At 54.2% G+C, this 12773-nt stretch carries 11 protein-coding genes; 1 reads left to right on the top strand and 10 read right to left on the bottom strand.

What is annotated here, in order from left to right:
• Window positions 1-46: 46 nt before the first annotated feature.
• Entirely contained in the window at window positions 47-1876 is a 1830-nt protein-coding gene (gene glmS, locus BWI95_RS07875) for a glutamine--fructose-6-phosphate transaminase (isomerizing) (protein WP_054803525.1), read from the bottom strand.
• 243 nt (window positions 1877-2119) lie between these two features.
• Window positions 2120-3490 carry a bifunctional UDP-N-acetylglucosamine diphosphorylase/glucosamine-1-phosphate N-acetyltransferase GlmU gene (glmU, locus tag BWI95_RS07870; RefSeq protein ID WP_076769282.1) on the bottom strand — a complete coding sequence of 457 codons (1371 nt, stop codon included), beginning with the start codon at window positions 3488-3490 and terminating at the stop codon, window positions 2120-2122.
• A 343-nt stretch (window positions 3491-3833) separates the two neighbouring features.
• On the opposite strand from glmU, the gene BWI95_RS07865 reads away from it, so the two are divergent.
• A complete protein-coding gene (locus BWI95_RS07865; protein ID WP_076769281.1) occupies window positions 3834-5939 on the top strand; it encodes a right-handed parallel beta-helix repeat-containing protein in 2106 nt (701 codons plus the stop codon).
• A gap of 334 nt (window positions 5940-6273) precedes the next feature.
• On the opposite strand, the gene BWI95_RS07860 is transcribed toward BWI95_RS07865, so the two are convergent.
• Genes BWI95_RS07860 through atpB form a run of 8 tightly spaced genes read right to left on the bottom strand, consistent with a single transcriptional unit; the run spans window position 6274 to window position 12773 of the window.
• A complete protein-coding gene (locus BWI95_RS07860) occupies window positions 6274-6693 on the bottom strand; it encodes a F0F1 ATP synthase subunit epsilon (RefSeq protein WP_042714842.1) in 420 nt (139 codons plus the stop codon).
• A gap of 20 nt (window positions 6694-6713) precedes the next feature.
• Entirely contained in the window at window positions 6714-8096 is a 1383-nt protein-coding gene (gene atpD / locus BWI95_RS07855) for a F0F1 ATP synthase subunit beta (protein WP_042714841.1), read from the bottom strand.
• Between the two features lie 26 nt (window positions 8097-8122).
• On the bottom strand, window positions 8123-8986 hold the full coding sequence (gene atpG / locus BWI95_RS07850) for a F0F1 ATP synthase subunit gamma (RefSeq protein WP_042714839.1): 864 nt from the start codon (window positions 8984-8986) through the stop codon (window positions 8123-8125).
• A 50-nt stretch (window positions 8987-9036) separates the two neighbouring features.
• Entirely contained in the window at window positions 9037-10578 is a 1542-nt protein-coding gene (atpA, locus tag BWI95_RS07845) for a F0F1 ATP synthase subunit alpha (RefSeq protein WP_042714836.1), read from the bottom strand.
• A 12-nt stretch (window positions 10579-10590) separates the two neighbouring features.
• Window positions 10591-11124, bottom strand: a complete 534-nt coding sequence (gene atpH / locus BWI95_RS07840; protein WP_042714834.1) for a F0F1 ATP synthase subunit delta — start codon at window positions 11122-11124, stop codon at window positions 10591-10593.
• A gap of 13 nt (window positions 11125-11137) precedes the next feature.
• The gene (atpF, locus tag BWI95_RS07835) at window positions 11138-11608 is read right to left on the bottom strand and encodes a F0F1 ATP synthase subunit B (RefSeq protein ID WP_042714832.1); all 471 of its coding nucleotides are present in this window, start codon (window positions 11606-11608) and stop codon (window positions 11138-11140) included.
• A gap of 58 nt (window positions 11609-11666) precedes the next feature.
• A complete protein-coding gene (atpE, locus tag BWI95_RS07830) occupies window positions 11667-11906 on the bottom strand; it encodes a F0F1 ATP synthase subunit C (RefSeq protein WP_007369368.1) in 240 nt (79 codons plus the stop codon).
• A 48-nt stretch (window positions 11907-11954) separates the two neighbouring features.
• Window positions 11955-12773: a F0F1 ATP synthase subunit A gene (gene atpB, locus BWI95_RS07825; protein ID WP_076769280.1), complete on the bottom strand. Its 819-nt coding sequence runs from the start codon at window positions 12771-12773 to the stop codon at window positions 11955-11957.

Raw genomic sequence — 12773 nt, 5'->3', positions numbered from 1 at the left:
ACGGTTAACGTCACCCTCCCGATGGGCAGATGACGTTAGTTTAGGATTATTCCACCGTTACCGATTTTGCCAGGTTGCGCGGCTGGTCAACGTCGGTGCCTTTAATCAGCGCGACGTGATAGGCCAGCAGTTGCAGCGGCACGGTGTAGAAGATCGGTGCAATCGTCTCTTCTACGTGCGGCATATCAATGATGTGCATGTTGTCGCTGCTGGTGAAACCGGCATCCTGATCGGCGAAGACATACAGCACGCCACCGCGGGCGCGCACTTCTTCGATGTTGGATTTCAGTTTTTCCAGCAGTTCGTTGTTCGGTGCAACCACGATAACCGGCATATCGGCGTCAATCAGCGCCAGCGGGCCATGTTTCAGCTCGCCTGCGGCATAGGCTTCGGCGTGAATATAAGAGATCTCTTTCAGCTTCAGCGCGCCTTCCAGCGCGATCGGGTACTGATCGCCGCGGCCGAGGAACAGCGCGTGATGCTTGTCAGAGAAATCCTCTGCCAGCGCTTCAATGCGTTTATCCTGCGACAGCATCTGCTCGATACGGTTCGGCAACGCCTGCAGGCCGTGCACGATATCGTGCTCAATAGATGCATCCTGGCCTTTCAGACGGCTCAGTTTCGCCACCAGCATCAGCAGCACCGTTAACTGCGTGGTGAAGGCTTTGGTTGAAGCAACACCGATTTCGGTACCGGCGTTGGTCATCATCGCCAGATCCGATTCACGCACCAGCGAGGAGCCCGGTACGTTACAGATTGCCAGCGAGCCCAGGTAACCCAGCTCTTTCGACAGACGCAGCGCCGCCAGCGTATCGGCCGTTTCACCGGACTGCGAAAGGGTGATCATCAGGCTGTTGCGACGCACGGCGGATTTGCGGTAGCGGAACTCCGACGCAATCTCCACATCGCACGGCACACCGGCCAGCGATTCAAACCAGTAGCGCGAGACCATACCGGAGTTGTAAGAGGTACCGCAGGCGACGATCTGAATATGTTCGACTTTCGACAGCATCTCGTTCGCGTTCGGCCCCAGCTCGCTGAGATCGACTTCGCCATGGCTGATGCGGCCAGTCAGGGTGTTTTTGATAGCGTTCGGCTGCTCGTAGATCTCTTTCTGCATGTAGTGGCGATAGATACCTTTATCGCCCGCATCGTACTGCAGACTGGATTCGATATCCGGGCGTTTGGTTTCCACGCCAGATTTATCAAATATCGTCACGCTACGGCGGGTCACTTCCGCAATATCACCCTCTTCGAGGAAGATAAAGCGACGGGTCACCGGCAGCAGTGCCAGCTGGTCAGAAGCGATAAAGTTTTCGCCCATGCCGAGACCGATAACCAGCGGGCTGCCGGAACGTGCGGCCAGCAGGGTCTCAGGATGACGGGTATCCATAATCACCGTGCCGTAGGCACCGCGTAACTGCGGGATGGTGCGCAGTACCGCTTCACGCAGCGTACCGCCCTGTTCCAGCTCCCAGTGCACCAGGTGAGCAATCACTTCGGTGTCGGTTTCGGAGACAAACACATACCCGCGCGCTTTCAGCTCTTCGCGCAGCGGTTCATGGTTTTCGATAATGCCGTTATGTACGACAACGATATGTTCAGAAACGTGCGGATGCGCGTTTCCTTCCGACGGTTCGCCATGGGTCGCCCAGCGGGTGTGCGCGATACCGGTTCCGCCGTGCAGCGGATGATCTTCCGCCGCCTGCGACAGCATCTGCACTTTACCGAGGCGACGCAGACGGGTCATATGACCCTCTTCGTCGACGACTGCCAGACCGGCAGAGTCATAGCCACGGTATTCGAGGCGACGTAAGCCTTCGAGAAGAATTTCTGCAACATCACGCTGCGCGACTGCGCCTACAATTCCACACATAGTTTTTGATTCCGATTTTGGCATTATGCCTTTTGTTGTCGGTCAACCTGTTTACACGTCGCGATCGGGCAACCGTTTTGCGGCGCCGCGAATCATTCCGTGTACGTGTCCGCTTTGCGGACGCCCCGAGCCTTGTAGAGAGTGGGGTTATTGTTATAGGTACTGCCTGGTGGGCGGAGGATTATCTTCCTCTCATCCCTGAATCTATGCCGGATAGCGCTGAGCATATCCGGTCTTATTGCTTTACTTCTTCTTCACCGGGCGTTGCCAGCCCTGCTTGTGCACCTGCGGCACACGGCTTAATACCAGCTCGTTTTCGGCGATATCGCGGGTAACGGTGGTACCAGCAGCGATGGTCGCGCCTTTGGCAACCGTGACTGGTGCCACCAGCTGCGTATCGGAGCCGACAAACACATCATCGCCAATGATGGTTTTGAATTTATTGGCACCGTCGTAGTTGCAGGTAATCACCCCTGCGCCGACGTTAACGTTATCGCCAATCTCCGCGTCGCCGAGGTAAGTCAGGTGACCCGCTTTTGAGCCTTTGCCGAGACGCGCTTTTTTCATCTCAACGAAGTTACCCACGTGCGCGCCAGCCAGCAGCTCTGCGCCCGGACGTAAACGGGCAAACGGGCCGATGGTGCACTCCACGTCGAGGCGGGCATCTTCCACTACGCTGTAGGGGCTGATCTCGCAATCATCACCAATCACGCAGTTCTTCAGGATCACGCCTGCGCCGATTTTCACGCGATTACCCAACGTAACGTTGCCCTCAATGATGACATTGGTGTCGATCTCAATATCGCGGCCATGAGAGAGAGTGCCGCGCAGATCGAAACGTGCCGGATCGCGCAACATCACACCTGCCAGCAGCAGCTTCTCTGCCTGTTCAGCCTGGTACGCACGCTCGAGACGCGAAAGTTGCAGGCGGTTATTTACCCCTTCCACTTCGCTTAAGCGCTGCGGGTGAACGGCGGCAATTTCACGCCCTTCGTGATAAGCCAGGCTGATAATGTCAGTGATGTAGTATTCACCCTGCGCATTATTATTGGTCAGCTTAGCGAGCCAGCGCTTCAGATCCGCGCCGTTGGCGATCAGAATGCCGGTGTTAATCTCATTAATCTGCCGCTGGGCTTCAGTGGCGTCTTTCTGCTCAACGATGCCGGTGACCACGCCGTTTTCACGGGTAATGCGGCCATAACCGGTCGGATCGTCGAGTTTAACGGTAAGCAGTCCGATGCCGCCCTGCGGTTTGGCTTCACGCAGGCGCTCAAGCGTCTCGACGGAGATCAGTGGTACATCACCGTAGAGCATTAAAATATCTTCATCGTCAGCAAAGAAGGGCGCCGCCTGCTGCATGGCGTGACCGGTGCCGAGCTGTTCCGCTTGCAGCACCCAGTTAAGTTTGTCGTCTACGAGGCGCTGTTTAAGCAGTTCGCCACCGTGGCCGTATACGAGATGAACATGATCCGCACCCAATTTCGTAGCAGCATCAATGACATGCTGCACCATCGCTTTACCTGCAAGAGTATGCAGCACTTTGGGAAGATCGGAGTACATGCGTGTGCCTTTGCCAGCCGCAAGGATCACCACGCTCATTTTTGAGTTCAACATATTCGTCCTGACTATTATTTGGGAAAGAAGTTAACCTCTTTCATATTGAAAATACTACATATTTTGTAGCATGAAATGGAGTGCTGGTGAAACGTGCAACATTCCATGCCAGGCGCCCACTAACGCGCTTTTTATCGGCAGAGTAAAGCAGTTTACGGCCAGAAAGTCGCTCCATTTTTCACTGCTGCTCATTTATACAATGAGTTAGCTGTTATTTTTCATCCTGAATAAAGATCGCACAAAACAAAACGACGTTTTATTAAGCAAAGAGTGTGAGCCATAAAAAAGAAACACCGTTTCATATTGATGATAATAAACGGCAATTATCCATCAGGAGAATAAAATGAATTATAAAATACCTCTGGCCCTCGCGATATGCAGTTCCCTTATCTGCGCCCCAACCTTAGCTGAACCCGCACCAGCGTGGAAAGCTATTACCTTCGGCCAGTCGACCGATCTCAATTTCTCATCAAACGTGCTTGCCGGAAAGATTGGCGTCAATGATGTGACTATCGCGGGTAAGAAGCTCACACCCGAAACAATTGCCGATCTGTCGAAGCCCATCACCCTGGAGAGCCGCGGCGGTAAAATTGCCAACTCCCATGATGGCCTCACCTTCTTCTATACAAAGCTGCCGGTCGGCACAAACTTTACGCTGCAAGCGAACGTCACCGTCGATCAGTTTGGCCCGGAAAATGGCGCAAAGCCTGCGGCACAAGAGGGCGCGGGCTTATTGGTGCGCGATGTGATCGGCCCCGCGCGCCAGCAGCCATTGCAGGAGGGGTATGAAGAGTTTCCGGCCGCCTCCAATATGGTGATGAATGCCATTATGACGCAGGACAAAAAGGATAATTTCCGCGTCAAAATGCAGGCCATCAGCCGGGAGGGCATCACGCAGCCGTGGGGCAACGCCGGCGCAGCGATTGTCAAAACCAGCTATCAGGAAGAGGTCGATCTACGTAAGACACCGACTTTCCGGCTTAAGCTCGAGCGCACTGATAACGGTTTTATCAGCAGCTGGGCACCTGCCGGGAGCGAGCAATGGGTTAGCCAGCAGATCCCACGCGCCGATCTCATTGCGGTACAGGACAAAGCATTTTATTACGTTGGTTTCTTCGCCTCGCGTAATGCGAAAATCACCGTGACCAACGCCTCGTTAACCACCTCTGAAGCTCACACGGTTGCTTCTGCGCCCTGGCAGCCACCCGTGTTACCGGTGGTAGTGCAAATCGCTTCGCCTGCACAAAGCGGCAGTGAGAAATACCAGCTCCAGGCGCGAGCCAACTACGATGGCAGCTTCAGCGTGCGGGAGAATGAAGTAGTGATCGGTAATGAGAAACCGGTAAAAGCGGGCGAGATGTACACCCTGCCGACACGGCTGAAACAAAACACCACTTTTGCGCTCACCTTTACCCCAAAAGCGGGAGGGGAAGCCGTAGTTCAACAGATCAAGGTTGAGAAGGTCGACCCGGTGGCACTGACGCTGCATGTTGCGCCGCAGGGTACGGCAGAAGGTTCCGGCACCGCCGCCGCACCGCTGGATATCGCCACGGCAATCCGCTTGCTGCCGCCGGGCGGCAAAATCGTGTTGCAGGCGGGTGATTACCCCTATACCGAAATCCCGCTGACGGCGAGCGGCCTGCTCAAACAGCGCAAAACGCTGGAAGCAGAAGGCAAAGTGGTGATCCATGGCCTGCTGCTTGATGCCAGCTACTGGCGTATCAAAGGGATTGAGGTGACGGAGAAGAGCCTGCGCATCCAGGGCAGCCATAACCTGATTGAAAAGGTCGTTGCCTGGCGTAACGACGACACCGGCATTCAGATCTCCTCCCCGGAGAAGATTGGCCGCGCGCTGTGGGCCAGCGATAACAGGGTGGTCGATTCAGAGTCCTGGGGCAATGAAGATGCGGGCAAGATTAACGCCGACGGCTTCGCGGTAAAAATGCGCGTAGGGGAGGGGAACCGGCTGATCCGCTGCTACGCCCATGACAATATCGATGACGGTTTTGACCTGTTTAACAAGATAGAAGATGGCGCCAATGGGGTAGTGGTGATCGAGAATTCAATTGCTCGCAATAATACCAGTAACGGCTTTAAGCTCGGCGGGGAAGGGCAGCCGGTGGCGCATCAGATCCGTAACAGCAAAGCGGTGGGTAACCATCTGGATGGGTTTACCGATAATTTCAATCCCGGCAGGCTGCTGGTGGAGAACAACATTGCGGCTGATAACCAGCGCTTCAATTTTATCTTCCGACCCAGCCCGTATGGCGACGCTTCAACGCAGGGCGTGTTTCGCGGCAACAAATCGGTGCGCAGCGCGCCGGGTCGCTATGACGATGCGGTGATCGGGAATATTGATAACACCAACTACTTTATCAGGCAGGGAAAAAGCGTGAACAGCGAAGGGAAGGAGCTGGAGAGCGCGGCGGTGGAGGCGGCGCTGAAGTGATAGCCCGATGGCGCTCGCTTCTCCAGGTGGAGTCAGCGCAGCGCCACACGGCATCACAGCAATCAGTGATTGAACGTGCCGAAAGAGACGTTCATGTTGCTGAACATAGCGATGATTTTGTTGATCAGTTTCATGATGGCTTCCTTTTTTGGATTTGGTTATGTGATGTACATCACAGAAAAGGAGTCTACGCCTCGCTGTTAAATCGATCAACATTTTTGTGACATTTATCACAAAATATTAAAACACCTTTTTAGTTTCATTTTCCCTGAAACGCAGCCATAAAAAAAGCCAGCCTGGAGACCAGACTGGCTTTTTAACGTTCAAGCCGGTGTTACATCGCTTTCTTCGTCAACTCGATAACACGCAGTTTCGCGATAGCTTTCGCCAGCTCTGCAGACGCCTGAGCGTAATCCACGTCACCGTGAGAGCCTTTAATGTGCTCTTCTGCTTTACGCTTCGCTTCCAGAGCTCGCGCTTCGTCGAGATCCTGGCCACGAATTGCTGTATCAGCCAGAACGGTCACGCTGCCAGGCTGCACTTCGAGAATGCCGCCGGACAGATAGATAAACTCTTCATGACCGAACTGTTTAACGATGCGGATCATACCAGGCTTAATGGCGGTGAGCAGCGGTGCGTGACCCGGGAAAACACCCAGTTCACCTTCACTGCCCGTTACCTGGATTTTCTCGACCAGACCAGAGAACATCTGTTGCTCTGCGCTGACGACATCCAGGTGGTAAGTCATTGCCATATCACCCTCCGATTAAGGCGTTAAAGTTTTTTGGCTTTTTCCACGGCTTCGTCGATGGAACCGACCATGTAGAACGCCTGCTCCGGCAGGTGATCGTATTCGCCTTCCATGATGCCTTTAAAGCCACGGATGGTGTCTTTCAGGGAGACGTATTTACCCGGAGAACCGGTGAATACTTCCGCAACGAAGAACGGCTGGGAGAGGAAGCGCTGGATCTTACGAGCGCGAGCAACCACCAGTTTGTCTTCTTCAGACAGCTCATCCATACCGAGGATGGCGATGATGTCTTTCAGTTCCTGATAACGCTGCAGCAGAGACTGTACGCCACGCGCGGTGTCGTAGTGCTCCTGGCCAACTACCAGCGGATCCAGCTGACGGCTGGTGGAATCCAGCGGGTCAACGGCTGGGTAGATACCCAGAGAAGCGATCTGACGGCTCAGTACCACGGTTGCGTCAAGGTGCGCAAAGGTGGTTGCCGGAGACGGGTCAGTCAAGTCATCCGCTGGTACGTATACCGCCTGAACGGAGGTGATAGAACCGGTTTTGGTAGAGGTGATACGTTCCTGCAGAACACCCATCTCTTCCGCCAGCGTCGGCTGGTAACCTACCGCTGAAGGCATACGGCCCAGCAGTGCGGATACTTCAGTACCGGCGAGGGTATAACGGTAGATGTTGTCGACGAACAGCAGAACGTCACGACCTTCGTCACGGAACTTCTCAGCCATGGTCAGGCCGGTCAGTGCAACGCGCAGACGGTTTCCCGGCGGCTCGTTCATCTGGCCGTACACCAGGGATACTTTGTCCAGTACGTTGGAGTCGGTCATTTCGTGGTAGAAGTCGTTACCCTCACGAGTACGTTCACCCACGCCCGCAAACACAGAGTAACCGGAGTGCTCGATCGCGATGTTACGGATCAGCTCCATCATGTTTACGGTTTTACCTACACCCGCACCGCCGAACAGACCGACTTTACCGCCCTTGGCGAACGGACACATCAGGTCGATTACTTTGATGCCGGTTTCCAGCAGTTCCTGAGAGCTGGAGAGCTCTTCATAGGACGGCGCAGAACGGTGGATAGCCCAACGATCTTCTTCACCGATGTCGCCTTTCATGTCGATCGGCTGACCGAGCACGTTCATGATACGACCCAGTGTTGCTTTACCTACCGGGACTTCGATCGGGTGCTGGAGGTCTGTTACTTGCAGACCACGACGCAGACCGTCGGAAGAACCCATGGCGATGGTACGTACGATACCGCCGCCGAGCTGCTGCTGAACTTCCAGCACCAGCGTCTCGTTACCATTCTGAACCTCAAGAGCATCGTACACGCGCGGTACGGCATCCTGAGGGAATTCGACGTCAACCACGGCGCCGATTACCTGGACAATTTTTCCAGTAGCCATCATGAATCCTCTACGAATTAACCTGGTTATACCGCGGATGCACCACCGACGATCTCGGTGAGTTCCTGAGTAATGCTGGCCTGACGAGCTTTGTTGTATACCAACTGCAGCTCTTTAATCAGGCTGCCGCCATTGTCGGTCGCGGCTTTCATCGCCACCATACGTGCGGCCTGCTCGCTGGCCAGGTTTTCAACAACACCCTGATAAACCTGAGATTCAACATAACGGCGCAGGAGCGTATCCAGCAGCGCTTTTGGATCGGGTTCATACAGGTAATCCCAGGATTTATGCTTCAACTCTTCATCTTCTGCAGCCGGTAACGGCAGCAGCTGAGTGATGGTCGGAACCTGAGACATGGTGTTGATAAATTTATTGCTAACAATATAAAGCTTATCCAGACGACCTTCGTCGTAAGCCTGCAGCATGACTTTCACCGGGCCGATCAGTTCAGACAGGGACGGGTTATCACCCATACCGGTCACCTGAGCTACCACGTTGGCACCAACGGAATTGAAGAAAGAGACGCCTTTAGAGCCGATCATCGCGAGTTCGCTCTGAACGCCTTTATCGGACCATGCTTTCATATCCGCCAGCACTTTTTTGAACAGGTTAATGTTCAAGCCACCGCACAGACCACGGTCGGTCGACACTACCAGGTAGCCCACGCGTTTTACGTCGCGCTCTTCCAGGTAGGGGTGCTTATATTCCAGATTACCGTTCGCAAGGTGACCAATCACTTTGCGCATGGTATCTGCATAAGGACGGCTGGACGCCATGCGATCCTGCGATTTACGCATTTTGGAAGCGGCGACCATCTCCATCGCTTTAGTGATCTTTTGCGTGTTCTGGACGCTTGCGATCTTACTACGTATCTCTTTTGCGCCGGCCATGAGCTTCTCCTCAATGCCTTACGGCCTGCCCTAAGACAGGCCGCCAGACGTTACCAGGACTGGGTTGCTTTGAAGGAATCGAGGATGCCTTTCAGCTTGCCTTCGATTTCGTCGTTATAGCCACCGGACTGGTTGATCTCTTGCATCAGCGGAGCGTGTTCACGGTCAACGTACGCCAGCAGAGCGGCTTCGAAGCTACCGATTTTCGCCAGTTCCACATCTTCGAGGTAACCGCGTTCAGCCGCGAACAGCACCAGGCCCTGTTGTGCAACAGACATAGGGGCATACTGTTTCTGTTTCAGCAGCTCGGTCACTTTCTGACCGTGGCTCAGCTGTTTACGGGTTGCTTCGTCCAGATCGGATGCGAACTGAGAGAACGCCGCCAGCTCACGATACTGTGCCAGCGCGGTACGAATACCACCGGACAGTTTCTTGATGATCTTGGTCTGCGCTGCACCACCCACACGGGATACGGAGATACCCGGGTTAACCGCCGGACGAATACCGGAGTTAAACAGGTTGGTTTCCAGGAAGATCTGACCATCGGTAATGGAGATTACGTTGGTCGGAACGAACGCGGAAACGTCACCTGCCTGCGTTTCGATAATCGGCAGGGCAGTCAGGGAGCCGGTTTTACCTTTCACTTCACCTTTGGTGAAGTTCTCTACGTATTCCGCGTTTACGCGGGATGCGCGCTCCAGCAGACGGGAGTGGAGGTAAAATACGTCGCCCGGGAACGCTTCACGTCCTGGCGGACGACGGAGCAGCAGGGAAACCTGACGGTAAGCAACGGCCTGTTTAGACAGGTCATCGTATACGATCAGCGCATCTTCACCGCGGTCACGGAAGTATTCGCCCATAGCGCAACCGGCATACGGCGCCAGGTATTGCAGTGCAGCGGATTCAGAGGCAGTTGCCACAACAACGATGGTGTTGGACAGTGCGCCGTGCTCTTCCAGTTTACGAACCACGTTAGCAATGGTGGACGCTTTCTGGCCGATGGCCACGTACACACATTTGATGCCTGAGTCGCGCTGGTTGATGATGGCGTCGATAGCCATCGCCGTTTTACCGGTCTGACGGTCGCCGATGATCAGCTCACGCTGACCACGACCGATTGGGATCATGGCGTCGACGGATTTGTAACCGGTCTGAACCGGCTGGTCGACGGACTGACGATCGATAACGCCCGGTGCGATAACTTCGATTGGCGAGAAGCCATCGTTATCAACCGGACCTTTACCGTCGATTGGCGCACCCAGGGTGTTCACCACACGACCCAGCAGGCCACGGCCAACCGGAACTTCAAGAATACGGCCAGTACATTTGACCTTCATGCCTTCGGCGAGGTCAGCGTACGGACCCATCACAACTGCACCTACGGAGTCGCGCTCCAGGTTCAGTGCGATAGCGTAACGGTTACCCGGCAGAGAAATCATCTCGCCCTGCATACAGTCGGCCAGGCCGTGGATGCGGATAACACCGTCGCTTACAGAAACAATAGTACCTTCGTTGTGAGCTTCACTCACAACACTGAACTGAGCAATGCGCTGCTTGATCAGTTCGCTGATTTCGGTGGAATTCAGTTGCATGCTCCAGTCCCCTTAAGACTGCAAGACGTCTGCAAGGCGCTCAAGACGGCCGCGTACGCTGCCATCAATGACCATATCACCCGCTCGGATGATTACGCCTGCCATTACAGACTTATCGATATTGCAATTCAGCTTCACTTTACGTGACAGACGTTTTTCCATCGCTGTGCTGATTTTCGCAAGCTGTTCTTCACTCAGTGCGGAGGCGGAAGTCACTTCGACTTCGGCGATAGCCTCGCTGGCCGCGCGCAATTGAATGAACTGCTCAAGAACATCAGGGAGCACCTTAAGACGACCATTTTCGGCCATCACACGAATCAGGTTTTGGCCTTTTTCGTCCAGTTGCTCACCACATACGGCGATAAACGAGTCGGCGAGCGTTTCCGGTGCAATCGCACCAGAGAGCAGCTCGGCCATTTGTTCGTTTTTCGTCACCTCGGCGGCGAACGCCAGCATATCCTGCCAGCGGTCAACGCTTTGGGTTTCGACGGCAAAGTCAAAAGCTGCTTTGGCGTAGGGGCGAGCTACCGTTACAAATTCAGACATCAGCCCCTCCTCCTTACAGTTCAGCGACCAGTTTATTCACGATGTCGCTGTTAGCAGCTTCATCCACGGAACGCTCGATGATCTTCTCGGCGCCAGCAACAGCCAGCAGAGCCACTTGTTTACGCAGCTCTTCGCGAGCGCGTTTACGTTCGGCGTCAATTTCCGCCTGCGCCTGCGCCACGATTTTGTTACGTTCCTGCTCGGCTTCAGCTTTCGCTTCGTCCAGGATCTGAGCACGGCGTTTGTTCGCCTGTTCAATGATAACCTGAGCTTCAGCTTTCGCTTTTTTCAGCTGGTCGGTCGCATTGGCCTGTGCAAGATCCAGGTCCTTTTTGGCCCGTTCTGCGGAAGCGAGACCGTCAGCAATCTCTTTCTGACGTTTTTCGATGGCAGCAATCAACGGCGGCCATACATACTTCATGCAGAACAGAACGAACAGGACAAACGCGATGGCCTGGCCGAGGATTGTTGCGTTTAGATTCACAGCACAATGCCTCTTATCTGGTTAACGTTCTAAACAATTGCTTGAAAAGCAACCCTTACTACGCGACAGCAAACATCACGTACAGACCCAGACCCACAGCGATCATCGGGATTGCATCCACCAGACCCATAACGATAAAGAACTGAGTACGCAGCAGAGGAATCAGATCCGGCTGACGCGCAGCGCCTTCCAGGAATTTACCCCCGAGGATGCCGATACCGATCGCAGCACCGATCGCCGCCAGACCCATCATCACAGCGGCAGCCAAGTACAGCAGATCCATATTCAGGTTTTCCATGACAGTCTCCAGTTTGTTTCAGTTAAAACGTAGTAGTGTTGTTAAAAATCAGTGCTCTTCAGACGCCATCGACAGATAGACGATCGTCAGAACCATGAAGATAAAGGCTTGCAGCGTAATGATCAGGATGTGGAAAATGGCCCATGGCACATTCAGAATCCACTGTGACCACCACGGCAGAAGACCCGCGATCAGAATGAAAATCAACTCACCCGCGTACATGTTGCCGAACAGTCGCAGACCGAGAGAAACCGGTTTGGACAGCAGGCTCACGCCCTCAAGGATAAGGTTTACCGGAATAAATACCGGATGGTTGAACGGCTGGAGAGTCAGCTCTTTAGCGAAACCGCCAATACCCTTCATTTTGATGCTGTAGAACAGAATCAGGATAAACACGCCCAGTGCCATCGAGAGCGTGATGTTAACGTCAGCAGACGGCACCACACGCAGCGCAGGCAGACCGAACACATGCTCACCGATATACGGCAGCAGGTCGATAGGCAGCAAATCCATCAGGTTCATCAGGAATACCCAGACGAAAATCGTCAGGGCCAGTGGCGCGATAAGCTTGCTTTTGCCGTGGTACATGTCTTTGACGCTACCATTAACAAAACCAATCACCAGCTCGATCGCCGTCTGGAATTTCCCTGGTACGCCGCTGGTCGCTTTCTTCGCTACGCTACGGAACATCACCAGGAACAACAGACCCAGGACCACCGAGAAAAACATGGAGTCGATATTGAGCGTCCAGAACGTGGCCGGGGGGTTATGCGGATCCACCAGCGAGAAGGTACGCAAGTCAATCTGAAGGTTATTCAGATGGTGACCGATGTACTCCTGCGGTGTTGAAATTTCTCCTGCAGACAT

Source organism: Kosakonia cowanii JCM 10956 = DSM 18146, assembly GCF_001975225.1.
GTDB classification, from domain to species: domain Bacteria; phylum Pseudomonadota; class Gammaproteobacteria; order Enterobacterales; family Enterobacteriaceae; genus Kosakonia; species Kosakonia cowanii.
Note: the sequence above shows the minus strand (reverse complement) of the source record. Positions and strands in the feature narration are given on the sequence as shown.

Excerpts from the sequence above, each read along its gene's own strand:
- glmS (WP_054803525.1), bottom strand. The coding sequence starts at position 1,876 with ATGTGTGGAATTGTAGGCGCAGTCGCGCAGCGTGATGTTGCAGAAATT.
- glmU (WP_076769282.1), bottom strand. The coding sequence starts at position 3,490 with ATGTTGAACTCAAAAATGAGCGTGGTGATCCTTGCGGCTGGCAAAGGC.
- BWI95_RS07865 (WP_076769281.1), top strand. The coding sequence starts at position 3,834 with ATGAATTATAAAATACCTCTGGCCCTCGCGATATGCAGTTCCCTTATC.
- BWI95_RS07860 (WP_042714842.1), bottom strand. The coding sequence starts at position 6,693 with ATGGCAATGACTTACCACCTGGATGTCGTCAGCGCAGAGCAACAGATG.
- atpD (WP_042714841.1), bottom strand. The coding sequence starts at position 8,096 with ATGGCTACTGGAAAAATTGTCCAGGTAATCGGCGCCGTGGTTGACGTC.
- atpG (WP_042714839.1), bottom strand. The coding sequence starts at position 8,986 with ATGGCCGGCGCAAAAGAGATACGTAGTAAGATCGCAAGCGTCCAGAAC.
- atpA (WP_042714836.1), bottom strand. The coding sequence starts at position 10,578 with ATGCAACTGAATTCCACCGAAATCAGCGAACTGATCAAGCAGCGCATT.
- atpH (WP_042714834.1), bottom strand. The coding sequence starts at position 11,124 with ATGTCTGAATTTGTAACGGTAGCTCGCCCCTACGCCAAAGCAGCTTTT.
- atpE (WP_007369368.1), bottom strand. The coding sequence starts at position 11,906 with ATGGAAAACCTGAATATGGATCTGCTGTACTTGGCTGCCGCTGTGATG.
- atpB (WP_076769280.1), bottom strand. The coding sequence starts at position 12,773 with ATGTCTGCAGGAGAAATTTCAACACCGCAGGAGTACATCGGTCACCAT.